This is a genomic window from Janthinobacterium leeuwenhoeki (assembly GCF_051380795.1).
GTDB lineage: Bacteria > Pseudomonadota > Gammaproteobacteria > Burkholderiales > Burkholderiaceae_D > Janthinobacterium.
Genome location: NZ_JBNYXT010000007.1, coordinates 73,155 through 98,226 on the forward strand (window position 1 = coordinate 73,155; position 25,072 = coordinate 98,226).

The following is a 25,072-nucleotide window of genomic DNA, read 5'->3' on the forward strand; positions in this document are numbered from 1 at the left end:
TGAGCCTGATCCAGCGCGTATGATGCCAAACCGGCCCGGGCAACCCGGCTGGCGTTGGCTTTTTTACACGAACAAGAAGATTGATATGACATCCCACGATACTCCGCATGACGTTGCGCAGCTGACTTCCCAGCAGCGCATCAAGGCCATCATTGGCGCTTCCTCCGGTAACCTGGTCGAATGGTTCGACTTCTACATTTACTCGTTCTGCGCGCTGTACTTTTCGCACGCCTTCTTCCCTTCCGGCAATCCCACCACGCAGCTGCTGCAGACGGCCGGCATCTTTGCCGCCGGCTTCCTCATGCGCCCGGTGGGCGGCTGGCTGTTCGGCCGCATCGCCGACAAATACGGCCGCCGCCAGTCGATGATGATTTCCGTGCTGATGATGTGCGGCGGTTCCTTGATGATCGCCGTGTTGCCCACGTATGAAACCATCGGTGCCTTCGCCCCGTTCCTGCTGCTCGTGGCGCGGCTGTTCCAGGGCTTGTCGGTGGGCGGCGAATACGGTACCAGCGCCACTTACATGAGTGAAGTGTCGGAGTCGGGCAAGCGCGGCTTCTTCGCCTCGTTCCAGTACGTGACCCTGATCGGCGGGCAGCTGCTGGCGCTGCTGGTGCTGGTGGTCTTGCAGCAATTGCTGACCCTGGAAGAACTGCGTGCCTGGGGCTGGCGCATCCCGTTCGTCTTCGGCGCCCTGGCCGCTCTGGTGTCGCTGAACCTGCGTAAATCCCTGACGGAAACGACCACCGCCAGCGAGCGCAAGGACAAGGACGCGGGCAGCCTGCGCGGCTTGCTCAAGCACAAGCGCGCCTTCATCACGGTACTCGGCTTTACGGCCGGCGGCTCGCTCGTGTTCTACACGTTTACAACTTACATGCAGAAGTACCTGGTCAACACGGCCGGCATGGATACCAAGACGGCCAGCGCCGTCATGACCTGCGCCTTGCTGGTGTACATGATTTTGCAACCGGTGTTCGGCGCCCTGTCCGACCGCATCGGCCGCCGTACTTCGATGCTGTTCTTCGGCGGCCTGGCCACCCTGTGCGTGCTGCCGATCATGCATGCCCTGAAAGACATCAGCAGCCCGTACGCGGCGTTTGGCCTGATCATCATCGCCCTGGCCATCATCAGTTTCTACACGTCGATCAGCGGCTTGATCAAGGCGGAAATGTTCCCCGTCGAAGTGCGCGCGCTGGGCGTGGGTCTGTCGTACGCGGTCGCCAACGCCATGTTCGGCGGTTCGGCCGAATACGTGGCGCTGCAGTTCAAGGCCTGGCACGTGGAAGACTACTTCTACTGGTACGTCACCATCATGTGCCTGATTTCTTTCATCGTCGCCATCCGCATGCCCGACCCGAGCCGCTCGGGCCTGCTGAAGTAAGGTTGCCGTAAAATGGGGGACACTGCGGTGTCCCTTTTTCATCACCGCCTATTTATCGTGCCGATCAGGAGTCTTCATGCCGTATGTCATTCCCGCAGCCATCCAGCCCAGCGTTCCCGTCACCGGCAGCACCGATACCTTTCCCGTCCACCGCATTTATTGCGTGGGCCGCAACTATGTCGACCACGCCAAGGAAATGGGCCACACGGGCCGCGAGGCGCCGTTTTTCTTCATGAAACCAAACGACGCCGTGCTGCCCGTGCCAGCCGGCACGACGGGCGAACTGCCGTATCCGGCGCAAACGCAGGATTTTCAGCACGAGATGGAACTGGTCGTCGCCATCGGCAAGGGCGGCAGCGATATCGGCGTGGCCGATGCGCTGAGCCACGTCTGGGGGTATGCGATAGGCCTGGACATGACGCGCCGCGACGTGCAGGGCGCAGCGAAAAAACTGGGTCGTCCGTGGGAGACGGGCAAGGCCTTCGAGCACTCGGCGCCCATCGGTCCCATCACCCCGGCCGCGCAGGCAGGCGACGTCAGCCATGCCGCCATCACCCTGCACGTCAATGGTGCGCTGCGCCAGGGCAGCAGCATCGACATGCTGATCTGGAACGTGGCTGAAACCATCGCCGACCTGTCGACCTACTTTAGCTTGCAGCCGGGCGATCTGATCTACACGGGCACGCCGGCCGGCGTGGCGGCCGTGCAGCGCGGCGACGAACTGGTGGGCGCCATCGATGGCCTGGGTACCTTGCGCGTGAAAGTGGTCTAAGCTGACTGGGAGACTGGCATGATGAACGACACGTATTCTGTAGCGCAACCCACGCGCGCCGAGATCGACGCCTTGACGGGGGCGGCCCTGCTGGAGTTTGGCACGGGCTGGTGCGGCCACTGCCGCGCCACCCAGGCGCCGCTGGCCGCCGCCTTTGCGCAGCACCCCGCAGTGCCGCATCTGCGCGTGGAAGACGGCCCCGGCCGCGCGCTGGGGCGTTCATTCCGGGTGAAGCTGTGGCCAACCCTGATCTTTTTGAAAGATGGCCAGGAAGTGGCGCGCCTCGTGCGCCCGCTCGACAGTGCGGAGATCGCCAGGGCGTTTGCCCTGATTGAGGCGTAACTGGCTTGCATTATCTTGCCGCAGTGCACCACTGCGCGTATGATAAGTCGCTTACAGCAAGATCAACCGCATCCTTAGTGATGTAGGCGCGATCATCGCCGGCCCGCTCCACCCGGAGGGGCCGCAGGCAAGGATTCACCACAAATGACCGATGCCGCGATGCCGACGCGCGGGTCTGGTACGGAATGCCTGGCGATACGCCGGGCCTGATACACGTCGCCCATCCCCTGACGCCTTTCCTGCCGTGCCCCGGGTAACCGGATGGCGCACGACCGTTGTTTCTCTAAATCAGCACTGATCACAGCGCGTTGGCGCGCGTTGGTACTCCGTTGTCTACCGTTAACAACGGCGTGTTGCAGCGTGGAATTTGTTTGCAAATTTAATAGCAAATGCGCGGTAAACGCTGGCGCGCACGGCTATGATATGCCAACAACGCGCCTAGACAACGTGCTGTGCTGCTGCCTGAAAAAACATCCAGAGAATGGCCTTTAGACACCCTCCCCAAGGAGCGCAGTAAATGAGTAAGCCCCGGAGCACCCCCCCCAAGAAAAATTCCCCCGGCACGGTGCTGTTCGCCAGCTTGATCGGCACCACCATCGAGTTCTTCGACTTTTATATCTACGCCACCGCCGCCGTGCTGGTGTTCCCGAAACTGTTCTTTCCCGCCGGCGATCCGTCGGCCGCCGTGCTGCAGTCGCTGGCCACGTTCGCCATCGCCTTCTTTGCCCGCCCCATCGGTTCGGCCGTGTTCGGCCACTTCGGCGACCGCGTCGGCCGCAAGGCCACCCTGGTGGCAGCCTTGCTGACCATGGGTATCTCCACCGTCATCATCGGCTTGCTGCCGACCTATGCCGCCATCGGCACCCTTGCGCCGCTGCTGCTGGCGCTGTGCCGTTTCGGCCAGGGCCTGGGTCTCGGTGGCGAGTGGGGCGGCGCGGTGCTGCTGGCAACGGAAAACGCGCCGCCGGGCAAGCGTGCCTGGTACGGCATGTTCCCGCAGCTGGGCGCGCCGATCGGCTTCTTCCTGTCGGGCGGTATCTTCCTGCTGCTGAGCGAAACCATGACCGATGAACAGTTCTTCAGCTACGGCTGGCGCATCCCCTTCCTGGCCAGCGCGCTGCTGGTCATCGTCGGCCTGTATGTGCGTCTGAAGATCACGGAAACGCCGGACTTCCAGAAAGTCATCGACAAGAACGAAGTCGTCAAACTGCCGGTGGCCACCGTGTTCCGCCAGCATGGCCGCATGCTGTTCCTGGGCACCATCATCGCCCTGGCCACCTTCGTGCTGTTCTACCTGATGACGGTGTTCGCGCTGAGCTGGGGGACGACCAAGCTGGGCTTTACGCGCAAGGAATTCCTCATCGTGCAACTGTTTGCCGTACTGTTCTTTGCCCTGACGATTCCGTTTTCGGCCGTGCTGGCTGACCGCCGCGGCCGCCGTGCCACCATGATCTGGGTCTCCGTCGCCATCGCCATCTTCGGCCTGGTGCTCGCGCCCATGTTCGGCTCGGGCGTGACCTGGGAAGTGACCGTCTTCATGGCCGTCGGCCTGGGCCTGATGGGCATGACCTACGGACCGCTGGGCACGATGCTGTCCGAACTGTTCCCACCCGAAGTGCGTTATACGGGCGCCTCGCTGACGTTCAACCTGGCCGGCATCCTTGGCGCCTCGCTGGCACCGTACATCGCCACCTGGCTGGCCACTAACTACGGCTTGCAATACGTGGGCTATTATCTGTCGCTGGCGGCCGTGCTGACGTTGGCTGCCCTGCTGATTGTGGGCAAGCCACGCGCGGGCAAGGAAGCGTGGGAATAAACGCCCGCGCTAGCTGAATCCCCCGAAAGCCGCCAGCTACCCAGCTGGCGGCTTTTTTTCTACCGCGCCGCCACGTGGCCGTAGCAGGCTTTCAGTCCCGCGTAGTCGTAGAATACGCTGCCAGGGGCGATGCGCGCGCCGTCGCAGGCTGGTTTAAATGGCGTTTCCTTTTCGTTATACAGCAGGCGCACGATGAGCTGCCCTGCGCCGTTGCGGTACACGTCCCACTGCATGTTGGCCGCCATCGGCGAGACGCTCTGGCCGCGCCACGGACTGTCTGCATGGCTGTAGCTGGTCTCTGGCGGCAGCGCCTGCTGCAAGCCCATGGCCGAAGCGAGCGGGATGATCATCTCGGCATGCGTGAAGCGCAGCTTGGCCGCGTGGCGCAGGTCGCCTGCGGCCAGCGCATCGACTTCCCGGAAAAAATCCTCGCGCAGCGCCACGGCGAAGCGCCAGGTGACGCCGGCACTATCCGTGGTGGACGGCCCCTTCTTGTAAAAATCCTCATGGTCGGCCACCGAGGCGTAATAGCGCGCATCCTCGGCCGGCATGTAGCGGCTGAAATCGGCCGGCACTTCATGGCGCATGCCGGCGGCGATGGCGTACAGCTCATACAGCGTCGTGGCGGCCGCATTCACGCTGCGGATGGCCGTCTTGCCGCTGCCCTTCAGGGTGCGCGTGAGTTTGCCGTCCGCGCTGGTGAAGGTGTAGCTGCCCGTGTCCGCATAGCTGGTGGTGCCGCCGTTAAACTGCGCCAGGAAGGCGGGCGTGAACAAGCGCTCCAGCACATGGCGCGCATGCTTGGCTGCTGCCGGCTGCCTGGCGGGGGGGGCCATCAGGGTGTCCAGCCGCTTGGTCCTGATGTAGTGCTGGTAGGCCTGGCTGGCGGCATAAGTGGCGTAATGCGGGTTGGCGCGATCGGCGACGAGGTGCGTTTTCGGTGCCAGTTTGTGCGCGTATAGCAGGAAGCGGTTGACGCCATCGGCTTGTAATATCGGCTGTAGCGCGGGCGCGTGTTCGAGTAGCGATTGCGTGAAAAAGCGCGCACTGTCGCGTGCGCGGTCCACGCCTGAGTGGATGGTGACGAGTTGGCGCGGTGCCGTGGCCGCGTCTTGCTCCACTTGCGCAAACAGGTCGGGCAGGCGCGCCAGCAGGCGTACGGCCAGTTGCCGGTGCTCCTCGATGCCCGTCTGCGTCAGATTGCCGTAGCCGGGCCGCTCGATGCCGGCCACGCCATAGCCGAGCAGCGCGTTGGCCTGCATCAGGGCCAGGATATCGGGCCCCAGTTCGCGTCCCAGCGGCGTCAAGGCATCCTGCGCGGCCGCCTGCTGCCACATCGCGTACAGGGCCGCGTCGCCCTTCATGCCGGTCAGCCCGCGCGCACCGTGGCGCGCCACCAGTTGCGTGTAGATGGGCAGGAAGCCGGCCGGCGGCGCGGCATACGTGGCCGGATCCTGCTTCGGCGCGTAAGGCGTCTTGGTCTGGTAATGGCCGTCGAAGGCGAGGGCGGGAGCGGCGCAGCAGACCAGGACCAGCGCAATGCCGGACAGGGGAGGTGGAGGGAGCATGGTTTTTTCTGAGGGAATAATTTCTTGGCTGCAAGCCTAGCACTGAACGAAAAAAAAGCGGGCACGGCTCAATGCCGTGCCCGCCCGTACTGTCACAGGTCGGTGTCAGCCTACCACTTCGGCGTGTATTTCAGGGTGAACTGCACGTTGCGCGGATCGCCATAGTAGTTATTCGTACCGGTGTTGTTGTAGGCCGGGATGATATAGCGCTTGTCGAGAACATTGTTGACGTTGACTGACAGGGCCATTTGCGGCGTGGCTTGCCAGGCCAGGCGCGCGTTCCAGATCGAGAAGCCGCCAACCTTGAACTTGTACCCGGTATCGACCGTATGGCTTTGCGTGTTGATGCCGGCGCCCACGCTGAACTTGTCCCAGGCGCCGGGCAGGGTATAGCTGGACCAGACACGCAGCATGTGTTTCGGCGTCCAGGTGGAAAAGACCTTGCCTTGCTCGTCCGGATCGTCCAGGTAGGTCGTCGTCGTATAGGCGTAACCGGCCGACAGCTGCAAGCCGCGCGCCACTTCGCCGGAAACTTCCGCTTCCAGGCCCTGGCTGCGCACCTTGCCCGAAGCGCGCGAGCAGTACTGCCCGTCGCACGCGAGGTCGGCGGCATAGTCGGTGACGGCGCGGTTCTTGTGATCGTAGCGGAACACGGCCAGCGAGGTGTTCACCTTGCCATCCATTAGTTCCCCCTTGATGCCCGCCTCGTAGTTGCTGCCCGTGACGGGCTTGAGGACCTTGCCTTGCACGTCGCGGTTGCTTTGCGGCGTGAAGATGTCGGCATAGCTGGCATAGGCCGACCATTGCGGATCGAGCGCGTAGATCAGTCCCGCCGAGGGCGTGAATTGGGCGCTGGCGTTGAGTTGTTCACCAGGACCTGCGGGCGTCGCATACAGGAAGTCATACCAGCTGAAGCGTCCGCCCAGCACGGCTTTCAGCTTGCCGGTCAACTGGCCGTTCCAGCTGCCGTACAGGCCTTTCTGGCGTATTTCGTAGGTGCTGTCGCTGGTCACGCCCTTTGGGCGCGCGGCGATAGTGTCGAGGTCTTGCCATGGGCGGTGGTGGTTGATGTTGAAGACGTTTGCCCCTCCTTCCCAGACGCGCGCGAAGCGGTCGTCCGACGCCAGCGTGACATAGCTGGCGCCCACGAGGACTTCCTGCGCCATGCCCAGGCCGTCGAATTTGCCGCGTACGTAGGCGTCGATGCCGCGCTTGCGGTTGTCGAAATCCATGGCAAAGTCGCCATAGCTCGCGCCGCTGCCGTTTGGACGGATGGGCATGGCCACGCGCTGGTGCGCGGAACTGGTGTTTTCCCGCATGTTCACGGCCGATGCCTTCAGGCTCCACTGGCTATTGAAATGGTGTTCCAGGTCAAGGTAAACGTTGGTTTGCCTGGCCTCGCTGCGGTTCCAGTCGGCGCCCGTGAAGGTGGAGCGGAGCAGGTTCAGCGCGCTGCCGTCCACATAGCGGGGCAGGCCGACGAAGGTGGGGCGACCGCGGTCATTGACGTTGCTGATGGCCAGGCCCAAGGTGGTGGCGGGACCCAGGTCGTAGTCGAGCGCCGCATACAGGGTGCGGTTCTTGCTCCACACCTGGTCGACGAAGGAGTGGGTATCGTCTTCATCGACGATGACGCGTCCGCGCAGGCTGGCGTCCGCGTTCAAGGGGCTGCTGACGTCGAGCTGGGCGCCATAATGGTCCCACGAGCCGGCGCGCGCCGTCATGCTGACACTGCGCGTGGCGGTCGGGCGCTTGCGTACCAGGCTGACGGAGCCACCGGGGCTGCCCGTGCCAACGAGCATGCCGGAAGCGCCGCGCAGCACTTCCAGGCGGTCGTAGATCACCATGTTTTCCTGGCCCCAGTTACCCAACGCATAGGTATTGCGGTCGATCGGCACGCCGTCGTACTGCCATTGGTCGATCTGGAAGCCGCGCGCCGTGATCACCACGCCCGGCCCCACGCCATGCACGCCGACCACGCCGGTGACGTTGTTGACGGCCTCGCGCAAGTCCGTGATGCCCTGGTCGTCCAGGCGCTGGCGCGTCAGCACGCTGACCGATTGCGGCATGTCCTTCATCGATTGCTCGCCCTTGCCGAGGGTGATTCTGCGCGCCGTGTAGGAGCCGCTGCCTTCCGTGGTGGCGCCTTGCTCGGTCTGGCCGACGATGGTAATCGAGGGCATGGTGCGCTCGGCCGCCGAGGCCGCACTTGCCGCCGCCGTTGGCGTGGCTGCCGGCGCGGGCACCAGCACATAGCCGGTGGCCGTCTTGCCGATGGCATAGCCACTGCCGCGCAGCAGCGCGGCGAAACCGTCATCGATGGCGTAGCTGCCCTGCAGGCCGGCTGTGTGCAAACCCTGCACCTTGGCAGCGTCGATGACGATGGACACGCCCGCCTGCTGGGCATAGCGGTTCAGGGCGCCGGCCAGCGGACCGGCGGGGATGGCGTAGCTGGCGACAGCCGGTGCAGCCTGGGCGACTGCCTGGACATGCAGGCCGGTGCCAGCCAGCAGCATGGCCGCCAGGGCCAGCGGGCGCAGACGCGTGCGCAGGGTGTTCGGGGAGGAAACGGCAACGACTTGAACGGACATGGTGACAGCCTTTTTGAATGATCTCAGCTGCCTTGACGCACGAGATGTGCAAAGTGGAACCGCGAAAGCAAAAATAGTTCGTTATTTTTTGGCGTGGCCGCTGGCGGGCGCGTCGACCATCACCAGGTAGCGCGTCAGCATGCGGATGCGCAGCTGCGGGAAGTTGTCGATCAGCAGCTGCAGCGCCTTGTCCGTGTCGTTCAGCGGCAGCACGGCGGCCACGCGAATACCCGCGATCTGCGCCCGGTCGTAATGCAGCTGACCGGGCCGGTGGCGGGCCAGCTCGTCGAGCACCTCGGCCAGCGGCAAGTCGTCGACCACCAGCTGGTGCGCGCGCCACGCGTCCTGCACGCTGGCCGCATCGATGGTCGTCAACGGCCCCACGCCATCGTCCGTGATGCGCGCGCGCTGGCCCGCCTGCACCACGACGGCCGGATGCTGCGGCACCTGCGCCAGCACTGTGGATTCCAGCATGCTCAAGATGGTGGCGCCATCGTCCCTGCGCACGCTGAAACGCGTACCCAGGGCGCGGATCGCCCCCTGTTTGCTGTCGACGATGAACGGACGCTGCGCATCCTTGGCCACATCGACGAGGATGTCGCCACGCACCAGTTCCACATGCCGCTCGCCCGCATTGAAGCGCACGTTGACGGCGCTGTCGCTACCCAGGGTAATCTGGCTGCCATCGGCGAGCGTGTGCGTCTGCCATTGTCCCGTGGGGCTGCGCAGGTCGGCCAGCAGGTAGGCGGGGCGCTCGCTGATGGTCAGCGCAGCTGTCAGCACCAGCACGGCCACGGCGCTGGCCGCTGCCAGCTGGCGCAGACGCTGGCGGGGCCGCTTGGGGGCGATGGCGGCCAGGGCGGCGCGCGCGGGCCTATGGTCGCCGCCGGCCGGCTCGCGCACGGCGCTCAATTGATGCAGCAGGTTTTCCATGCCGGCGGCCACTGTCGCGTGCAGCGGGTCGGCCGCCTTCCACGCGGCGAAGCCGGCCTGCGCGGTGTCGCGCTCGGCCGGGTCGTCGGCACTCAGGCGCACGATCCACCGTGCGGCTTGCTCGGCTGCCACGTCGGTGCAGATGCTATTCATGCCGCCATGGCCGGGCAGGCGTGGCGGCAGGCCAGCAAGGCTTGCACCAGGTATTTTTGCACCATGCGCGTGGAGACGTTCAATTGCGCGGCGACGGCGGCCTGCGGCTGTTCTTCCAGGTAGTGCAGCAAAAAGGCGTCGCGTGCCTTGGCCGATAAGCCGCCCAGCGCCGTGGCGATCTGCTCGAGCGCCTGCACGGCCATCAGGATATCGTCCGGCGAGGGCGCGCCGGGCAGGCTGTCTGCCAGCAGGGCCAGTTCCGCCAGGTAGCTGCGTTCGAGTATCTGGCGGCGCGCGCGGTCGAGCAGCAATCGCTTTGCCGCCGTCGACAGATAGGCGCGCGGCTCGCGCATGCCGAACAGCGCGTCGCGCGAGGTGATGATGCGCACGAACGTATCTTGCGCCACGTCGGCTGCGCCATGTGGACAGCTGAGTTTTTTGCGCAGCCAGCCCACCAGCCAGCCGTGATGCTCGCTGTAAAGCGACTGCACTTGCTGTTGCAGGCTGGGCTGGGCGATGGACATAATTTTGCGAAAGGCCATGAATGAGAATTATTCTCATTGTAAGCGCCAGAGACGGCTTGCCACAATCCCCAATGCTTGCGGATGAGGCAGGTGTTGCTTACAGGCCGCACGCGAGGCGGCCCATAAATGAAAAAACCCGCCGCTGCACGGGGCAGTAGCGGGTTTTTTGGTGCTGCTAATTCTTGGTGGTGATAGGTGGACTTGAACCACCGACCCCAGCATTATGAATGCTGTGCTCTAACCAACTGAGCTATATCACCAAACAGACCGGTCAGACCGGATGCTGGTTGCGACCATGGTGACACCATGATCCTTGTTCTTTGGTGGTGATAGGTGGACTTGAACCACCGACCCCAGCATTATGAATGCTGTGCTCTAACCAACTGAGCTATATCACCCAACAGCCGAGCATTATCCAGTCTTCCCATTTCCTTGTCAATGCCGGCCATGAAAAATCTGTGGGTTTTTCGTGGCACTTTGCCGGTGTGATTATTTTTATAACGGCCTCAGCAAGGGCTGGATCTGCGCCAGCATGGCGCTGGCCGGGTCAGCGCCCAGGCAATCGATGACGATGCGCTCCGACATGGCGCGTAACCTAAGTCGAGCCTAGCGCCTGGTCAGTTGTGCCAGCATGGCGCTGGCTGGATCAGCGCCCAGGCAATCGATGACGATACGTTCCGGCATGGCGCGTAACCAGGTCAGCTGGCGCTTGGCCAGTTGGCGCGTGGCGATGATGCCCGTCTCGCGCAAGGTGGCGCGGTCGATGCGGCCATCGAGGTACTCCCAGGCCTGGCGATAGCCCACGCAGCGCATCGAGGGCAAGCCCGGGTGCAGGTCACCGCGCCGGCGCAGCTGCTCCACTTCATCGAGCAGGGCGTCGTTCTTCAGCATGAGGTCGAAGCGCGTGGCGATGCGCGCGTGCAGCACGGCGCGGTCCGACGGTTCCAGCGCGAACGATTGCAGTTGAAATGGCAGCACGGTCTTTTCGCGCCGGGCCAGCAGGGCCGACATGGGCTGGCCGGACAGGGCGATGATTTCCAGCGCGCGGCCGATGCGCTGCGCGTCCTGCGGCGCCAGGCGCGCGGCCGTGATGGGGTCTTGCTGCGCCAGGCGCGCATGCATGGCGGGCCAGCCGATGGCGGCCGCATCTTCTTCCAGCTGGGCGCGCAGCACGGGATCGGCGCCAGGCAAATCGTCGAGGCCATCGGCCAGGCCCTTGAAGTACAGCATGGTGCCGCCGACCAGCAGCGGCAGCTTGCCGCGCGCCGTGATCTCGGCGACCAGGCGCAGGGTATCGTTGCGGAACTGCGCCACCGAATAGGCGTCCAGCGGGTCGATGATGTCGATCAAATGATGCGGCACGGCCGCCAGTTCTTCTTTCGACGGCTTGGCCGTGCCGATATCCATGCCCCGGTAGACGAGGGCGGAATCGACGGAAATGATCTCTGACGGGATGGCTTGCGCGATGGCCAGCGCACTGGCCGTCTTGCCGCTGGCCGTGGGGCCCATGATGGCGACGGCCAGGGGGAGGTGTGGGGTGTTTGTCATGGTGCTTTGTGATGTGTTTGCGATGGGAGCCCCAAGGCAAAGGCTGGGGTCAGTCTCTTCGAGATCGGGATACGTCCCATTGGGCCGCATCCCCCCGGCGGGTCTGACCCCGGAAGTTTATTGGCCGCGCAGGAACAGTTTATCGAGCGCGTTAATTTCGACCTGCACCCACGTGGGCCGGCCATGGTTGCATTGGTCGGCGCGTTCCGTGCTCTCCATCTGGCGCAGCAGGGCGTTCATTTCCTGCACCGATAGAATCCGGTTGGCGCGCACGGCCGTGTGGCAGGCCAGGGTGCCCAGCAATTCGTTCTGGCGCTCGATCAGCACGCGCGAGCCGCCGTATTCGCGCACGTCGCGCAGCACGTCGCGCGCCAGGGTTTGCGCGTCCGCGTTTTTCAGCAGGGTCGGCACGCTGCGCACGGCCAGGGTGGTGGGCGACAGGGCGGCGATGTCGAAGCCCAGCGCTTTTAACGTGTCCTGGTTTTCATTCGCCGTCGACACTTCGATGGCGTCCGCGTAGAACGTCACGGGGATCAATAGCGATTGCACCTGCATGTCCTGGCCCGAGACTTGCGCCTGCAGTGCGTTTTTCAGCTGCTCGTACAGGATGCGCTCGTGCGCCGCGTGCATGTCGACCAGCACCAGGCCCTTGGTATTCTGCGCCAGGATGTAGATGCCGTGCAGCTGGGCCAGGGCAAAGCCCAGCGGATACTCTTCGCGTGCCATCGCTTCGGGCGAGGCGATGTAGGGCTCGACCTGGGTGATCGGCGACGTTGCGATGCCGCCGCCGAACAGGGCGCCGTAGGCCGCCGTGTCCTGCGCCACGCCTGGCGCCTCGGCAAAGAAGGGATGGGCCGCGCCGGGCGAGGCGGGCGCAAAGGTGTTCGTGAATTGCGCGCCGAACGAAGTCTGTGTCTGTTCGCGGCGCCAGATGCCGGGGCCACCGCTGGCGGCGCCAGCGTCGCCAGCACCCAGGCTGGAAGCGGCCGGCAGCGGCGCCGGCACGCTGCCGAAGGCTGTCGCCGAGGTCTGCGCCAGCGCGCGTTGCACCGCATGGAAGACGAACTGGTGCACGGAACGGCTGTCGCGGAAGCGCACTTCGATCTTCGACGGGTGCACGTTGACGTCGACCAGGGCAGGGTCGAGGTCGAGCGCCAGCACGTACGACGGGAAGCGGTCGCCGTGCAGCACGTCCTGGTACGCCATGCGCACGGCGTGCACCAGCAGCTTGTCACGCACGAAGCGCCCGTTGACATAAAAGAACTGGCCATCGGCGCGCGCCTTCGACGCCGTCGGTAAGCCGGCAAAGCCGTGAATGCGCAAGGTGCCGGCCGATTCATCCAGCGCCAGGCGCGCCTCGGCAAAGTCATTGCCGAGGATGTGGGCGCTGCGCTTGGCCAGTTCGCTGATATTCCACTGGTCGATGGTGCGTCCGTTGTGCGACAGCGAGAACGCCACGTCCGGCCGCGCCAGCGCGATGCGGCGCACGACTTCGGCGCAATGGCCGTATTCCGTCTGCTCGGATTTGAGGAATTTGCGCCGCGCGGGCGTGTTGAAATACAGGTCTTGCACGTCGACCGTGGTGCCGTGCGCGCCCGACGATGGCGAGACGCTGCCATTGTGCGAGCCGACGATTTCCCACGCATGGGCAGCGTCCGCCGTGCGCGAGGTCACGCTGACGGCGGCCACCGAGGCGATCGAGGCCAGCGCCTCGCCGCGAAAGCCCAGGGTGCCCACGTTTTCCAGGTCGTGCAGCGAGGCGATCTTCGAGGTGGCGTGGCGCGCCAGGGCCAGCGGCAGCTGATCTTTATCGATGCCGCGCCCGTTGTCGGTAATCGCGATACGTTTTACGCCCCCTTCTTCCAGCCGTACCGTGATCTGCGTGGCACCCGAGTCAAGCGCGTTTTCCAGCAATTCCTTGACCACGGCGGAAGGCCGCTCGACCACCTCGCCGGCGGCGATTTGCGAAATCAACTGGTCAGGCAAGGCCTGGATCGGGCGGTTGGGCGTGATGGGAGCGTTCATGCCCCAATTATACCGGGGTCAGACCCGCCGGGTCTGACCCCAGCCCTTGTTCTTGGGCTAAAAGTTGGCCTACTTTCCCACCTCGCGCACCGGTATCGGCGCATTGCACAGGTCAATATGGCCGGCCGTGACCTTGCTCCACGGGCCGCCGCGGTAGCGCTGGGCATCCAGCACGGCCTGGTAGGCGGTGCTGTCGGTGCGCATCACTTCCAGGTCGCTGCGTTGCGCCAAAGGCACGCTGGCAGCCAGGCGGATGGCCTTGATCGGCACGTTTTTCTCGGGGCTGTCATAAAAGCCCATGGGGCCCGCGCCGCGCGGCAGGGTCGACAGCAATGGCATGCCGGAGACGACTCTGCCGACGACGGTGATGTCGCGGTCCAGGTGGCGCGGCGACTGGCCGATGACGGCGTACAGCTCGGTGCCGCCGCCGCTGTCGCTGGCGCTGTCGCGGCCCACGCCCACGGTAGCGTAGCAATGCGTGAGCCAGGCCGTGCCGGTTTTCGGATCGCGCGCGGACGGGAAGCCGTTCGAATGGCCCACTTGCGGCGCATAGCCGTCAACGTCCGGCAGGCGCGTGAAGCTCTTGATGTTTTTCAAGGGCACGGTGAATTCGCCGGGCAGGGTGCGCCGGGCATGCTGGATCGGTTTGGGATTTTTCTCGTTCGGATCGCCCCACTGCGCCACCCAGTTGTCCTGCGCGCGCGTGATGGCCAGGCCATCGTAATACTGTTCCGCCACCAGGGCCTTGATGTTGGCCACGTGCTTCGGCGCGAAGTCCGGCGCCAGTTCGATCACCACGCGTCCAGCGGGAATGTCGAGGTACAGGGTGTTGTCCGGGTCCAGCGGACGCCAGTCGGATGGCTTCGATGCCTTGATCGCGTCGGCCAAGGTCGCCTTGGCGGGCAGTTCGGCGGGCGCCTTGATCTGGACGGGCGCCGCTTGGGCAGTCAGATGTGCAAGGCCCAGTACGGTGGCCATGCTCAGGCCGCTCAGTGGGTGTCGATACATGTTTTCTCCTGGTCGACGCGGGTTGCGCCGTGCAGAAAGTGTATACCGGAATGGCAATATTTCGTTTGAAAAACATTGCATATAGCAATCCTGATAGTTGCCTGCCGCTACCGCGTTTCCTTAACCTTTACTTAAAATGTCACACCGCCAAGGGCGCTGCCGAATTAATCACGAAATATCGGGCCGGGGACTGCCGTTGCACTGGCTGGGTGGTGTATGATTCCGCCGCTACCTTTAGGGAAAAATATATGGATTTTGTGCAATTCCTCGACATGATCGTGCATGTCGACAAGACGTTGGGTATCTTGATCGAGCAGTACGGTACCCTCGTGTATGCGGTGCTGTTCGCCATTATTTTTTGCGAGACAGGCCTCGTGGTGCTGTTTTTCTTCCCTGGGGATACCTTGTTGTTTATCGCCGGCGCGTTTTGCGCGACGGGACAGATGCACCTGGGCTTGCTGATCTTCCTGCTCGTCACGGCGGCCATCACGGGCAACACGCTCAATTACTGGATAGGCGAGGCCATCGGGCAAAGGGTGTTTACCCACGATTACCGCTGGATCAACAAGGATGCCATGCGCCGCACGCATGAATTCTTTGAAAAGCACGGTGGCAAGACCATCATCCTGGCCCGTTTCGTGCCGGTGGTGCGTACCTTCGCGCCGTTCGTGGCCGGCATTTCCGACATGACGCATGCGCGCTTCCAGATGTACAACGTGACGGGCGCCCTGTTGTGGGTGGTCGGTCTCGTGACGGCGGGTTACTTCTTCGGCAATATCCCGTGGATCCGCGACCACCTGACCTTGATCGTGCTGATCGGTGTCGGCGCCGCCGTGGTGCCGGTGGTACTGGGCGGCTTGTGGAAACTCTACAAACGCATGGTCGGCAAGTCGGCGTAAGGCCGCATGGATCCGGGGCAAGCGCGCTGCGGCACAGCCCGCAGCCGGCCCCGGATCCCGTTTTTCTCTGCCTTGTTTCTGTTTTACTCCCGCGCTGATTCAAGTTTTGTTGCTTTCCAGCCGTAAACCAGAGGGTATTCTCACTTTCTGGATTTCCATGCGACATTTGAGCGCCCTGTTAGCTTGCAGCCTTGCCGCGATGGCGGTCATGGCAAGCGCCAAAGATGCCCCCGCTTCGGCGAGCGCCGCCGCATCCGCGCCTGCGAGCGCGCCCATGTCGGCGTCGGCGCGCGCGGCCGCCATGAAAACCCTGACCGAATCGGTGAAGGGCAAGGAGGCCAAGGCGCCTGTCGTCGTCGCGCCCACGGCGCGCGAGAAGGAAGAAGCGGCCGAAGTCGACCTGTCCGAACGCATCGCGGCGCGCCTGGCGGAAATGCGCGCCACCCAGGCTGCCCGCGCCGCCGCCCGCGCCAAGCGCGTTGCCGTGGTGAAGGCCGCGCCGCCACCGCCGCCGCCCGTGGCGCGCGGCACGCACTGGTCGTACGAGGGCGACAGCGGCCCGGCCCACTGGAGCAAGATCAATGTCGACTGGGCCAAGTGCGGCAATGGCAACCGCCAGTCGCCGATCGATATCCGCGATGGCATGAAGGTGGAACTCGAACAGATCAGCTTTGACTACCGCCCATCGTCGTTCAATGTGGTCGATAACGGTCACACGGTGCAGGTGGGCGTGAGTGGCGGCAATTACATCACGGTGCAGAACCGCATGTTCGAGTTGCAGCAATTCCATTTCCACCGTCCGTCCGAAGAGCGTATCAATGGCAAGGCATTCGAGATGGTGGTGCACCTGGTGCACCGCGACGCGGAAGGCCGGCTAGCCGTGCTGGCGCTGCTGCTGGAGCGGGGCGCGCCGCAAGCGACCATCCAGACAGTGTGGAACAATCTGCCGCTGGAAAAATTCGAGACCATGCATCCGACCATCCTGCTCGACCCGGCCGAAATGCTGCCGGCGCGGCGCGATTACTACACCTACATGGGATCGATGACGGAGCCGCCTTGCAGCGAAGGCGTGCTGTGGATGGTGATGAAGCAGCCGGTCCAGGCCTCGCCGGCGCAGATGGCGCTGTTCAGCCGCTTGTATCCCTTGAATGCGCGCCCGATTCAGCCGGGTAACGGTCGCATCATCAAAGAGTCGAACTAAACGAATTCGAGGTGCTGGCGGCCGACCCATTCGGCGCCGGCGGCCAGCGTATCGGGCTGGATCAGGGCCGGTTCGATGCAGAGGAAGCGCTGGTATTCGTCGTCGGCCAGGTCGGGCAGGGCGGCGGCGTCTTGCGCACCGGGGTTCCACACAACGGCATCCGTAAAGCCCTGCTGCTCCAGGCGCAGCGTATGGCCGCCAGACTGCAGGCTCAAGGCGCCCGGCAACTGGTAATAGATGCGATCCAGCTTGTCGGCGAATTGCAGCACCTCTTCCGCCTGCAAGGCATCTTGCGGCGTCTCGTCCGAATAGCGCACGCGCTGCAAGCCGCCAACGCGCGCTTCGCTCAATTGATCAATCGCAAAATAGCTGTGCAGGGCGGCCGAGAACGGAAACGCCTGCTCGCCCGTGTTGTGCACGGACAGGCTCAGTTCCAGGGCCTGCGCCTTGACGGCCACGCGCAGGCGCAGGGTGAATGCGTAAGCCCAGGTGGCGGCGATCGCTTCCGGCAAGTCAGCCTGGGTCAGGGCAAATTGCGCCCATGCAGCGCCATCGGCGTTGCCGCTCGATTCCAGCTGCCAGGTCGCCACGCGCGCGAAGCCGTGGCGCATGCCCGTGCCGCGCGCGCCGAACTGGGGAAAGATCACGGGCACGCCGCCACGGATGGCGCGGCTGCCATCGAGCGCGGAATCTCGGCTGCAGAACAGGCGCTCCTGGCCATCGCTGGTCTGCCACGAGACCAGGTGGCCGCCGTACAGGGTGACGGTGGCTTGTGCGCCGTCGGCGGCGCGGATGGTCACGGCCGGCAGCTCGCCAAAGATGCTCTCGCTCATGCTAGGCTTTCATGTCAGGTCAAACGGCTTTTCGCCAGTGGCGGATTCTTGGCAAAGTAATTCTTGATGCCCGTGACGATGGCGTCGGCCATCTGGTCCTGGTAGCCGTTGTCGGTCAGCTTGGCTTCTTCTTCCGGATTCGAGATGAAAGCCGTCTCGATCAGGATGGAAGGGATGTCCGGCGCTTTCAGCACGGCGAAGCCGGCCTGTTCGACGGAACCCTTGTGCAGGCGGTTGATGCCGCCGATTTCGCGCAGCACAGCCTTGCCCAGCTTCATGCTGTCATTGATCTGCGCCGTCGTCGACAGGTCGAGCAGCACGCTGGCCAGCTGCTTGTCGTGGTTCTTCACGTTCACGCCGCCGATCAGATCGGCCTGGTTTTCCTTGTTGGCCAGCCAGCGCGCGGCCGTCGAGGTGGCGCCTTTTTCAGACAACACGAAGACGGAGGAGCCGCGCGCCGTCGGCTGGATGAAGGCGTCGGCGTGGATCGAGACGAACAGGTCGGCCTGCACCTTGCGCGCCTTTTCCACGCGCATGCCCAGCGGGACGAAGAAGTCGGCGTCGCGCGTGAGCATGACGCGCATGTTACTTTGCAGTTCCAGCTTGGTCTTGAGGCGCTTGGCAATGGCCAGCACCACGTCTTTTTCGCGGCTGCCCCGGCTGCCTATGGCGCCCGGGTCTTCGCCGCCGTGACCGGGATCGAGTGCGATGGTAATCATGCGCACCACTTTCTGGCCTGGCAGCGGGCGTGCTTCGGGGCGCTGTTCCGGGCGGATATCGGGCACGGGCGGCACGATGGCCGCCACCGGCGGCGCGACGGCCACGGGCGGCTTGCCGCTCTCGGGCAGTGGCAGCGCGGGTGGCGGCGTATGCGTGCCTGCCATCGGTGGCTTGGCGGGGTCGCTCGACCAGTCGCCCTTTTCGATCATTTGCGCGATCAGGTCCGGCTCGCGCACGGGATACAGGTCGAAAATCAAACGGTGGTTGTAGGAGCCGGCCGGCGGCAGGGTAAACAGCTGCGGCGTGACTTCCTCTTTCAGATCGAAGACCAGGCGCACCACGTTGGGCCGGTTCTGGCCCACGCGCACCTGCTTGATGTACGGGTCGTTCGACTGGATCTTCGCCACCAGGCCCTTGAGCGTGGGATTGAGTTCCAGGCCTTCGATGTCGACCACCAGGCGTTCCGGATCCTTGACGATGAAGTGGGTCGCCTTGAGGATGCTGTCGTTTTCCAGCGTGACGCGGGTGTAGTCCTCGGCCGGCCAGACGCGCACGGCGAGAATTTGCGCCGCCATCGCCGACATGGGCGCGAACACGGACAACAGCAGGGTGCCGCCGGCCTTGAGTACCGTGCGCCGGGTGATGGGCGAGGAGATCAAAGGTTCGGGGCGAATTTGAGACGGTGAAGGCATGACAGACCCAATTCAGAAGACGCGTGCAATTCTACATCACGTCCTGACCCCGCAACGTTCAAATAAATATTCAGGTCGGCCGGCGGCAGCACCGGTTCGGCTTTCTCCGGCCATTCGACGATGCAGATATTGCGGCCGTCGAAGTCTTCGCGAAAGCCGGCATCGAGGAATTCCTCGGCACTGCCCATGCGGTACAGGTCGAAGTGAATGACGTTGACGCTCTGGCCATCGAGCTGCACTGTGTAAGGTTCGGACAAGGTGTAGGTGGGGCTTTTCACGTGGCCTGCATGGCCGGCCGCGTGCAGCAGGGCGCGCGTGAGGGCCGTCTTGCCGGCGCCCAGGTCGCCGTGCAGGTAGATCGCCAGGCCCGGCGCCAGTGCGCGCGCCAGCGCGGCGCCCAGCGCGGCGGTGCCGGCTTCGTCGTGGAGGTGGGCTTTGAAGTGTTCGGTCATTATCTTCGGTATCGCATAAAATGGAGGCTGCCGTCATTGTAACCGCCCGCGCGCTCGCCGTTTTCCGTAAAGTTCCCTATGTCCGCCACCGTCACCGATCTCGCCGCCCTGGCGCGCACCATCAAAGAATGGGGGCGCGAGCTGGGTTTTGCCGAGGTGCGCATCGCCGATGTCGATCTGTCGCACATGGAAGCGCCCTTGCAAGCCTGGCTAGCTGCAGGGTACCACGGCGAAATGGATTACATGGCCAGCCACGGCATGAAGCGCGCGCGCCCGGCCGAACTGGTGCCGGGCACGGTGCGCGCCATCAGCGCGCGCATGAATTACCTGCCGACGGCGCTGGGGCCCGACTGGCGCACGCACGAGGCGGCGCGCGACGCCGATCCATCGGCGGCTGTCATTTCCGTGTATGCACGGGGCCGCGACTACCACAAGGTCATGCGCTCTCGCCTGCAGCAGCTGGCTGAGCGTATCAAGGGCGAGATCGGCGACTTCGGCTACCGCGTCTTCAGCGATTCGGCGCCCGTGATGGAAGTCGAGCTGGCGCAAAAAGGTGGCTTGGGCTGGCGCGGCAAGCACACCTTGCTGATCAACCGCCAGGGCGGCTCCTTCTTTTTCCTCGGCGAGATTCTCATCGACGTGCCGCTGCCCGTCGACCCGCCGGAGACCCCGCGCTGCGGCCAGTGCTCGGCGTGCATCACGGTGTGCCCGACGCAAGCCATCTTGGGGCCGTACCAGCTCGATGCGCGCCGCTGCATCTCTTACCTGACGATCGAATTGAAGGGCGCCATTCCCGTCGAGATGCGCCCCCTGATCGGCAACAAGGTATATGGCTGCGACGATTGCCAGACCGTCTGCCCGTGGAACAAATTCGCCCAACGCGCCGTGGTGCCGGACTTTGACGAGCGCCACAGCCTGGGCAGCGCCGGCATGGTGGAGCTGTTCGCCTGGACGGAAGAGGAATTCAACCGCCGCATGGAAGGCAGCGCCATCCGCCGCATCGGCCACGAACGCTGGCTGCGCAATCTGGCCGTCGGCATGGGCAACGCGGCTGCCAAGGCCCATGGCCAGGCCGACATCGTCGCGGCCCTGCTGTCGCGCCGCGAGCACCCGTCGGCCATCGTGCGCGAACACGTCGAATGGGCGCTGGCGCTGCACGGCATCGCCTAGAGCTGTTTGAGGCGCAGCGCCTGCACATTGTTCACCTACTTTTTTTCAGCGATGGTTTTGTCGGGCCTGGTGGGCTACCCGATGATGAAAAGACGTACATGACAAACTCTCCTTGACTTATAGATATATCGTTATAAAATGACGATACCTACTAACGATATATCTTTAAAGAGAAAACATGAGAAACTCACACCACGCAGAACACGGCCAGCATGGCCATCATCATCACGGCCATTGCGGCCAGCCGCATCACCATTACGGCGAGCATCGCCACGAACACCGCCATGAGCACTTCATGCATGGACGCGGCCCGCGCGGCTTCGACGAGCGCGGTGATGGCATGGGCGGCATGGGCGGTGGTCCTGGCGGACGCGGCGGGCGCGGCGAGCGGGCCGAGCGCGTCTTCGGCCGTGGCGACCTGCCGCTGATCGTGCTGGCGCTGATCGAAATCAGCCCCCGTCACGGCTATGAAATCATCAAGGCCATCGAAGAGCGTTGCGGCGGCGCCTACGCCCCCAGCCCGGGCGCCGTGTACCCGACATTGACCTTGCTGGAAGAGCAGGACCACGTCACATCGGGCGAAAGCGCCAGCGGCAAGAAGCTCTACACGATCACGGACCTGGGCCGCGCATATCTCGACGAGAACCGCGCCCAGGTGGACGGCATCCTGGCCCGCCTCGACATGTTCGCCCGGGTCCAGGCGAAAAACGCCTTGCCCGAGCGCGTGCGCCAGGCCATGCACACCCTCAAGCATGCGTTGTTGCTGAACAAGACCAACTGGAGTGACGCGGAAGCCGAGCGCGTCTCCGCCGTGCTGGAACAGGCGGCGAACGCCATCGTCGACGGCCACTGAGCCCACTTTACAAGGACAAGCAATGACTACTGCATCACCTACAGCGCCACGCCAGCACGCCATCGAGCGCGTGCGGCATGACTTGAAACTGCGCGTGCTGACCGTTGTACGCACCGAGCAGCTGACGCCGCACATGCGCCGCATCACCCTGGCGGGCGATGACCTGGACGGCTTTGTTTCGCCGGCGCACGACGACCACGTGAAACTGTTCTTCCCCGCCCCGGGGCAGACTACCCCCGTGTTTCCCATGCTGGGCAATGGCCCGAATCCCATCCAGTATGCAGAAGGCGCGCGTCCCATCGCCCGTAACTACACGCCGCGCCGCTACGACGCCGCGCGGCGCGAGCTGGAAATCGACTTCGTGCTGCATGGCGACGGTCCCGCGGCCAGCTGGGCGGCGCAAGCTGCGCCCGGCCAGACCCTGGGCGTGGGCGGCCCGCGCGCCTCGATGCTGGTGCCGCTTGACTTCGACTGGTATGTGCTGGTGGGCGACCAGACGGCCTTGCCGGCGATTGCCCGCCGCCTGGAGCAGTTGCCGGCCACGGCGCGAGCGATGGCCGTGATCGAGATCGTCGAAGACGGCGAACAGATCGCGCTCGATTGCGCGGCGCAGCTGGAGGTGCGCTGGGTGGCGCGCAATGGCCGCAAAGGGCCGCTGCTGCTCGACGCCTTGCGCCAGATCGCGCTGCCGTCAGAGGGCGACGGCTACGTCTGGGTCGCGTGCGAGCATGCACAGGTGCAGGGTTTGCGCGGGCACTTTATCGACGCCGGCATGCCGAAGCAGCATCTGCATGTGGCGAGTTATTGGAAGCATGGGGTGGAAGAGCACCATGAGCACCATGACGACTGATTAAAGCCGGGGTCAGACCCCCTCATGCGTCGACGTATGATATTACGTCGACGCGTTTGAGGGTCTGACCCCAGATTTCAACTTACTTCAACAACCCCGCCAGCTCCACCGCCGTCTTGACCTGCATCTTGTCGAAGATATGCGCGCGGTGGACTTCCACGGTGCGCATGCTGATGCCCAGCTTGTCGGCCACCACTTTGTTCATTTTGCCCGCCAAAATCAGGTCCAGCACTTCGCGTTCGCGCGTCGACAAGGTGGCCAGGCGCGCGTGCACGGCAGCCAGTTCGCCGGCCTGGCGCGAGTTGGCCAGGCCCTGCTGCACGCGGTCCATCAGGTCGTTGTCGTTGAACGGCTTTTCAAAGAAATCGAAGGCGCCCCGTTTCAGGCTGTCGACGGCCATCGGCACGTCGCCGTGGCCGGTGAGGAAAATCACGGGCAGGCGCGCCGTCAGGTCGCGCTTGACCAGCTGGTCGAACAGGGCGATGCCGTTCATGTCGGGCATGCGCACGTCGAGCAGCACGCAGTCGCCGGCGGCGTCGAAGCTGCCGTCCAGGCTATCGAGGAATTGCTGGGCGCTGGCATAGTTGCGCGCCTCGATGCTGCGCGAGGCGGCCAGCCAGGACAGGGAGTCGCGTACGACTTCTTCGTCGTCGATGATGTGTAGCATGGTGTCTCCGGCTCGTCGTTATTCGTTATGGGTTAGTGCTTGGTGCTTAGTGCGCGGCGCGGCCGGCACACTGAATGTAAAGATAGTACCGCCAGCGGGGTTGGCGTTGAAGGTCAGCGCGCCGCCGTGAAATTCGATGGCGGTGCGGCAGATGTTCAGGCCCATGCCCATGCCTTCGGACTTGGTCGAGAAAAACGGCGAAAACAGCCGCTCGGCCACGTCCTGCGGGATGCCGTGGCCATGGTCGATCACGTCCACCGTCACCATGCCTTGCTGCGCGTCGTGACTGGCCCGCAGGCGCATGATACGCCGTCCCGGCGCCGCATCCTGCATGGACTCGATGGCGTTGCGCGTCAGGTTCAGCAGCACCTGCTCGATCATCACGGGATCGGCGCGCAGCAGCGGCAGGTCCGGCGGCAGCTCTTCCTGGATGGTGACATAGTATTTGCGCGCCTGCAGGTCGATCAGCGCGCGGATGCCGTCGATCAGGGTACGGATGGCGATATCCTGGCGCTGCGGTTCGCTCTTGCGCACGAAGTCGTGCACGCTGCGGATGATCTGGCCGGCCCGCTGCGCCTGCGCGCTGGCCTGTTCCAGCGCCGGTTTCAAGGTGCCCGGATCGACGGGGGCGTCATGCTCGATGGCGCGGCGGATCAGGTTCAGCGCCCCCGTGGTGTAGCTGGAAATGGCCGCCAGCGGCTGGTTCAGCTCATGCGCCAGCATCGAGGCAAGTTCGCCCATGGTGGCCAGGCGCGAACTCGTTTGCAGTTTTTCCTGCTGCTGGCGATTCAGTTCCTCGACCCGCTTGCGGTCCGAGATATCGAGCACGGAACCCATCCAGCCTGTCTGCTGGCCGTTCTTGTCCACCAGCGGCGCTTCGAAGATCAGCACCGCCACGCGCGTGCCGTCGGGACGCTGGAAATAGGTTTCGAATTGCGGCGTGGGATTGCCGGCCAGGGCCTTGACGAAGCGCTGCTGGTATTCCTCCAGCGCCTCGGGCACCCAGTAGGGCATGGGGGGCAAACGCCCCAGGATTTCCTCGGGCGGATAGCCGACGATCTGGCAAAATGCGGGATTGACATACGTGACGCGGCCTTCCAGGTCGCGCGCGCGCATGCCCGTCACCAGCGAGTTTTCCATCGCCGTGCGAAACAGCATCTGCTGGCGCAGCGCGCCTTCGGCCACCAGGCGGCGCGAAATATGCCGCCACAGGGCCAGCAAGCTCCACAGCAAACCCAGTGACAGGGCGATGACGGAGCCGACCAGCAAATTGGGCAGCAGCTTGGGCTGGCTTTTCACGCTGTCGGTAAACAAAGTGATGTTCGCGCCTGGCACGTCGAGTGCGCGCTTGTGCGTGTACACGCCGTGGCCGGGACCGGCGGCGGCGCGGCGCGCCAGCACCTTGTCGTCGCGGTCGATCAGCGAAATTTGGTTATCCTGCGCGAACCACCACGGCACCATTTCATCGAGCAGGCTGCTGATCTGATAGGTGGCCACCAGGCTGCCCACATAGCGCTGGCCATCGAACAGGGGCTGGTGGTAATCCATCAGCATGGCGCCCGGCGGCGCGTCGGGAAAGCCGCTCTGCTGAGACGGCTGGACATATTGCCCCCGGTGCAGGCGGCGCGCATTGTCGGCCGCCGTCAGCGAGGCGGGCGAAAATGACAGGGCATGCGGCAGGCTGTTGTCGCTGGTCGCCAGCACCTTGCCGCTGGTGTCGAGCCACAGCACGCGCTGCAGTTCGCGGCCATTGCGCAACATCTGCTGCAGCCGTTCGTGCACTTTTTCCGCGCCCAGCGACGCGCTGGCGATGTCCACGCCCAGGTTAAACAGGCTTTCCTCGTTGCGCGCCAGCTGGAAGCGAATGGTTTGCTCCACCCACAGGGTGTCGGCGATCAATTGTTCCTGGCGCTCGTTGCTTTCCATCTGGCGCGCTTGCCAGGGCAGCCAGAACAGGATGGACAGGAACAGCAGCAGCAGGATGACGGGCAGCAGCCAGCGCATCGGGCTCGATAGCTTGAAGCGGCGTGCAAGGGTGGGGGGAGTCGGCATGGCTGGCAGGGTAGCGGCTTAT

At 64.2% G+C, this 25,072-nt stretch carries 22 protein-coding genes and 2 tRNA genes; 9 read left to right on the forward strand and 15 right to left on the reverse strand.

Annotated features, from left to right (window positions below; genetic code table 11):
• Positions 1-85 precede the first annotated feature (85 nt).
• From ACQ4WS_RS08595 to ACQ4WS_RS08610, 4 genes are all read left to right on the forward strand, one after another.
• Positions 86-1,381: an MFS family transporter gene (locus ACQ4WS_RS08595; protein WP_436475377.1), complete on the forward strand. Its 1,296-nt coding sequence runs from the start codon at positions 86-88 to the stop codon at positions 1,379-1,381.
• A 76-nt stretch (positions 1,382-1,457) separates the two neighbouring features.
• Entirely contained in the window at positions 1,458-2,153 is a 696-nt protein-coding gene (locus ACQ4WS_RS08600) for a fumarylacetoacetate hydrolase family protein (protein WP_436475379.1), read from the forward strand.
• A gap of 18 nt (positions 2,154-2,171) precedes the next feature.
• The gene (locus ACQ4WS_RS08605; protein WP_436475381.1) at positions 2,172-2,495 is read left to right on the forward strand and encodes a thioredoxin family protein; all 324 of its coding nucleotides are present in this window, start codon (positions 2,172-2,174) and stop codon (positions 2,493-2,495) included.
• A 517-nt stretch (positions 2,496-3,012) separates the two neighbouring features.
• A complete protein-coding gene (locus tag ACQ4WS_RS08610; RefSeq protein WP_436475383.1) occupies positions 3,013-4,311 on the forward strand; it encodes an MFS transporter in 1,299 nt (432 codons plus the stop codon).
• A gap of 59 nt (positions 4,312-4,370) precedes the next feature.
• Here the strand turns inward: ACQ4WS_RS08610 and ACQ4WS_RS08615 are convergent, their stop codons facing one another.
• The 9 genes from ACQ4WS_RS08615 to ACQ4WS_RS08655 form a co-directional block, all read right to left on the reverse strand.
• Positions 4,371-5,879 carry a histidine-type phosphatase gene (locus ACQ4WS_RS08615; protein WP_436475384.1) on the reverse strand — a complete coding sequence of 503 codons (1,509 nt, stop codon included), beginning with the start codon at positions 5,877-5,879 and terminating at the stop codon, positions 4,371-4,373.
• Between the two features lie 110 nt (positions 5,880-5,989).
• Positions 5,990-8,470 carry a TonB-dependent siderophore receptor gene (locus ACQ4WS_RS08620; protein WP_436475386.1) on the reverse strand — a complete coding sequence of 827 codons (2,481 nt, stop codon included), beginning with the start codon at positions 8,468-8,470 and terminating at the stop codon, positions 5,990-5,992.
• 81 nt (positions 8,471-8,551) lie between these two features.
• On the reverse strand, positions 8,552-9,556 hold the full coding sequence (locus ACQ4WS_RS08625; RefSeq protein ID WP_436475388.1) for a FecR family protein: 1,005 nt from the start codon (positions 9,554-9,556) through the stop codon (positions 8,552-8,554).
• A complete protein-coding gene (locus tag ACQ4WS_RS08630; protein ID WP_436475390.1) occupies positions 9,553-10,098 on the reverse strand; it encodes a sigma-70 family RNA polymerase sigma factor in 546 nt (181 codons plus the stop codon). The genes ACQ4WS_RS08625 and ACQ4WS_RS08630 overlap by 4 nt, the downstream gene beginning before the upstream one ends.
• Positions 10,099-10,263: 165 nt before the next feature.
• Positions 10,264-10,340 (reverse strand) — tRNA-Met (locus ACQ4WS_RS08635).
• 61 nt (positions 10,341-10,401) lie between these two features.
• A tRNA-Met gene (locus tag ACQ4WS_RS08640) sits at positions 10,402-10,478 on the reverse strand.
• Positions 10,479-10,686: 208 nt separating this feature from the next.
• On the reverse strand, positions 10,687-11,628 hold the full coding sequence (gene miaA / locus ACQ4WS_RS08645; protein ID WP_436475392.1) for a tRNA (adenosine(37)-N6)-dimethylallyltransferase MiaA: 942 nt from the start codon (positions 11,626-11,628) through the stop codon (positions 10,687-10,689).
• A gap of 117 nt (positions 11,629-11,745) precedes the next feature.
• The gene (gene mutL, locus ACQ4WS_RS08650) at positions 11,746-13,653 is read right to left on the reverse strand and encodes a DNA mismatch repair endonuclease MutL (protein ID WP_436475394.1); all 1,908 of its coding nucleotides are present in this window, start codon (positions 13,651-13,653) and stop codon (positions 11,746-11,748) included.
• 69 nt (positions 13,654-13,722) lie between these two features.
• Positions 13,723-14,661 (reverse strand): peptidylprolyl isomerase, encoded by a 939-nt coding sequence (locus ACQ4WS_RS08655; RefSeq protein ID WP_436475395.1) that lies wholly within the window; start codon positions 14,659-14,661, stop codon positions 13,723-13,725.
• Positions 14,662-14,909: 248 nt separating this feature from the next.
• On the opposite strand from ACQ4WS_RS08655, the gene ACQ4WS_RS08660 reads away from it, so the two are divergent.
• Positions 14,910-15,560 carry a VTT domain-containing protein gene (locus tag ACQ4WS_RS08660; protein ID WP_436475397.1) on the forward strand — a complete coding sequence of 217 codons (651 nt, stop codon included), beginning with the start codon at positions 14,910-14,912 and terminating at the stop codon, positions 15,558-15,560.
• Positions 15,561-15,659: 99 nt separating this feature from the next.
• Here the strand turns inward: ACQ4WS_RS08660 and ACQ4WS_RS08665 are convergent, their stop codons facing one another.
• Complete coding sequence (locus tag ACQ4WS_RS08665; RefSeq protein WP_436475399.1) at positions 15,660-15,863, reverse strand: hypothetical protein; 204 nt, start codon at positions 15,861-15,863, stop codon at positions 15,660-15,662.
• Between ACQ4WS_RS08665 and ACQ4WS_RS08670 the strand changes: the two genes are divergently transcribed.
• Positions 15,862-16,761: a carbonic anhydrase gene (locus ACQ4WS_RS08670; protein WP_436475401.1), complete on the forward strand. Its 900-nt coding sequence runs from the start codon at positions 15,862-15,864 to the stop codon at positions 16,759-16,761. The genes ACQ4WS_RS08665 and ACQ4WS_RS08670 overlap by 2 nt on opposite strands.
• Here the strand turns inward: ACQ4WS_RS08670 and ACQ4WS_RS08675 are convergent.
• The 3 genes from ACQ4WS_RS08675 to tsaE are packed head-to-tail and all read right to left on the reverse strand — an operon-like array spanning position 16,758 to position 19,458.
• Entirely contained in the window at positions 16,758-17,594 is an 837-nt protein-coding gene (locus ACQ4WS_RS08675) for a D-hexose-6-phosphate mutarotase (RefSeq protein ID WP_436475403.1), read from the reverse strand. The two genes, ACQ4WS_RS08670 and ACQ4WS_RS08675, sit on opposite strands and share 4 nt — an antisense overlap.
• A gap of 14 nt (positions 17,595-17,608) precedes the next feature.
• A complete protein-coding gene (locus ACQ4WS_RS08680) occupies positions 17,609-19,006 on the reverse strand; it encodes an N-acetylmuramoyl-L-alanine amidase (protein WP_436475405.1) in 1,398 nt (465 codons plus the stop codon).
• A complete protein-coding gene (gene tsaE, locus ACQ4WS_RS08685; RefSeq protein ID WP_436475407.1) occupies positions 18,970-19,458 on the reverse strand; it encodes a tRNA (adenosine(37)-N6)-threonylcarbamoyltransferase complex ATPase subunit type 1 TsaE in 489 nt (162 codons plus the stop codon). Before tsaE ends, ACQ4WS_RS08680 begins: the two co-directional genes overlap by 37 nt.
• A gap of 78 nt (positions 19,459-19,536) precedes the next feature.
• Here tsaE and queG point away from each other — a divergent pair, with 78 nt between their 5' ends.
• The 3 genes from queG to ACQ4WS_RS08700 all read left to right on the forward strand — a co-directional run bounded on the left by queG (position 19,537) and on the right by ACQ4WS_RS08700 (position 22,331).
• Complete coding sequence (gene queG / locus ACQ4WS_RS08690) at positions 19,537-20,628, forward strand: tRNA epoxyqueuosine(34) reductase QueG (RefSeq protein ID WP_436475409.1); 1,092 nt, start codon at positions 19,537-19,539, stop codon at positions 20,626-20,628.
• 178 nt (positions 20,629-20,806) lie between these two features.
• Entirely contained in the window at positions 20,807-21,481 is a 675-nt protein-coding gene (locus tag ACQ4WS_RS08695) for a PadR family transcriptional regulator (RefSeq protein ID WP_436475410.1), read from the forward strand.
• A gap of 22 nt (positions 21,482-21,503) precedes the next feature.
• Positions 21,504-22,331, forward strand: a complete 828-nt coding sequence (locus tag ACQ4WS_RS08700; RefSeq protein WP_436475411.1) for a siderophore-interacting protein — start codon at positions 21,504-21,506, stop codon at positions 22,329-22,331.
• 82 nt (positions 22,332-22,413) lie between these two features.
• Here ACQ4WS_RS08700 and ACQ4WS_RS08705 read toward each other — a convergent pair whose 3' ends face one another.
• Positions 22,414-22,998 carry a response regulator transcription factor gene (locus ACQ4WS_RS08705; protein ID WP_034780029.1) on the reverse strand — a complete coding sequence of 195 codons (585 nt, stop codon included), beginning with the start codon at positions 22,996-22,998 and terminating at the stop codon, positions 22,414-22,416.
• Between the two features lie 18 nt (positions 22,999-23,016).
• The gene (locus ACQ4WS_RS08710; protein ID WP_436475413.1) at positions 23,017-25,050 is read right to left on the reverse strand and encodes a sensor histidine kinase; all 2,034 of its coding nucleotides are present in this window, start codon (positions 25,048-25,050) and stop codon (positions 23,017-23,019) included.
• Between the last annotated feature and the right edge of the window lie 22 nt (positions 25,051-25,072).

What these genes read in the sequence shown, in the direction of transcription:
- ACQ4WS_RS08595 (WP_436475377.1), top strand. Translation starts at nt 86, where the DNA reads ATGACATCCCACGATACTCCGCATGACGTTGCGCAGCTGACTTCCCAG.
- ACQ4WS_RS08600 (WP_436475379.1), top strand. Translation starts at nt 1,458, where the DNA reads ATGCCGTATGTCATTCCCGCAGCCATCCAGCCCAGCGTTCCCGTCACC.
- ACQ4WS_RS08605 (WP_436475381.1), top strand. Translation starts at nt 2,172, where the DNA reads ATGATGAACGACACGTATTCTGTAGCGCAACCCACGCGCGCCGAGATC.
- ACQ4WS_RS08610 (WP_436475383.1), top strand. Translation starts at nt 3,013, where the DNA reads ATGAGTAAGCCCCGGAGCACCCCCCCCAAGAAAAATTCCCCCGGCACG.
- ACQ4WS_RS08615 (WP_436475384.1), bottom strand. Translation starts at nt 5,879, where the DNA reads ATGCTCCCTCCACCTCCCCTGTCCGGCATTGCGCTGGTCCTGGTCTGC.
- ACQ4WS_RS08620 (WP_436475386.1), bottom strand. Translation starts at nt 8,470, where the DNA reads ATGTCCGTTCAAGTCGTTGCCGTTTCCTCCCCGAACACCCTGCGCACG.
- ACQ4WS_RS08625 (WP_436475388.1), bottom strand. Translation starts at nt 9,556, where the DNA reads ATGAATAGCATCTGCACCGACGTGGCAGCCGAGCAAGCCGCACGGTGG.
- ACQ4WS_RS08630 (WP_436475390.1), bottom strand. Translation starts at nt 10,098, where the DNA reads ATGGCCTTTCGCAAAATTATGTCCATCGCCCAGCCCAGCCTGCAACAG.
- miaA (WP_436475392.1), bottom strand. Translation starts at nt 11,628, where the DNA reads ATGACAAACACCCCACACCTCCCCCTGGCCGTCGCCATCATGGGCCCC.
- mutL (WP_436475394.1), bottom strand. Translation starts at nt 13,653, where the DNA reads ATGAACGCTCCCATCACGCCCAACCGCCCGATCCAGGCCTTGCCTGAC.
- ACQ4WS_RS08655 (WP_436475395.1), bottom strand. Translation starts at nt 14,661, where the DNA reads ATGTATCGACACCCACTGAGCGGCCTGAGCATGGCCACCGTACTGGGC.
- ACQ4WS_RS08660 (WP_436475397.1), top strand. Translation starts at nt 14,910, where the DNA reads ATGGATTTTGTGCAATTCCTCGACATGATCGTGCATGTCGACAAGACG.
- ACQ4WS_RS08670 (WP_436475401.1), top strand. Translation starts at nt 15,862, where the DNA reads ATGAAAACCCTGACCGAATCGGTGAAGGGCAAGGAGGCCAAGGCGCCT.
- ACQ4WS_RS08665 (WP_436475399.1), bottom strand. Translation starts at nt 15,863, where the DNA reads ATGGCGGCCGCGCGCGCCGACGCCGACATGGGCGCGCTCGCAGGCGCG.
- ACQ4WS_RS08675 (WP_436475403.1), bottom strand. Translation starts at nt 17,594, where the DNA reads ATGAGCGAGAGCATCTTTGGCGAGCTGCCGGCCGTGACCATCCGCGCC.
- ACQ4WS_RS08680 (WP_436475405.1), bottom strand. Translation starts at nt 19,006, where the DNA reads ATGCCTTCACCGTCTCAAATTCGCCCCGAACCTTTGATCTCCTCGCCC.
- tsaE (WP_436475407.1), bottom strand. Translation starts at nt 19,458, where the DNA reads ATGACCGAACACTTCAAAGCCCACCTCCACGACGAAGCCGGCACCGCC.
- queG (WP_436475409.1), top strand. Translation starts at nt 19,537, where the DNA reads ATGTCCGCCACCGTCACCGATCTCGCCGCCCTGGCGCGCACCATCAAA.
- ACQ4WS_RS08695 (WP_436475410.1), top strand. Translation starts at nt 20,807, where the DNA reads ATGAGAAACTCACACCACGCAGAACACGGCCAGCATGGCCATCATCAT.
- ACQ4WS_RS08700 (WP_436475411.1), top strand. Translation starts at nt 21,504, where the DNA reads ATGACTACTGCATCACCTACAGCGCCACGCCAGCACGCCATCGAGCGC.
- ACQ4WS_RS08705 (WP_034780029.1), bottom strand. Translation starts at nt 22,998, where the DNA reads ATGCTACACATCATCGACGACGAAGAAGTCGTACGCGACTCCCTGTCC.
- ACQ4WS_RS08710 (WP_436475413.1), bottom strand. Translation starts at nt 25,050, where the DNA reads ATGCCGACTCCCCCCACCCTTGCACGCCGCTTCAAGCTATCGAGCCCG.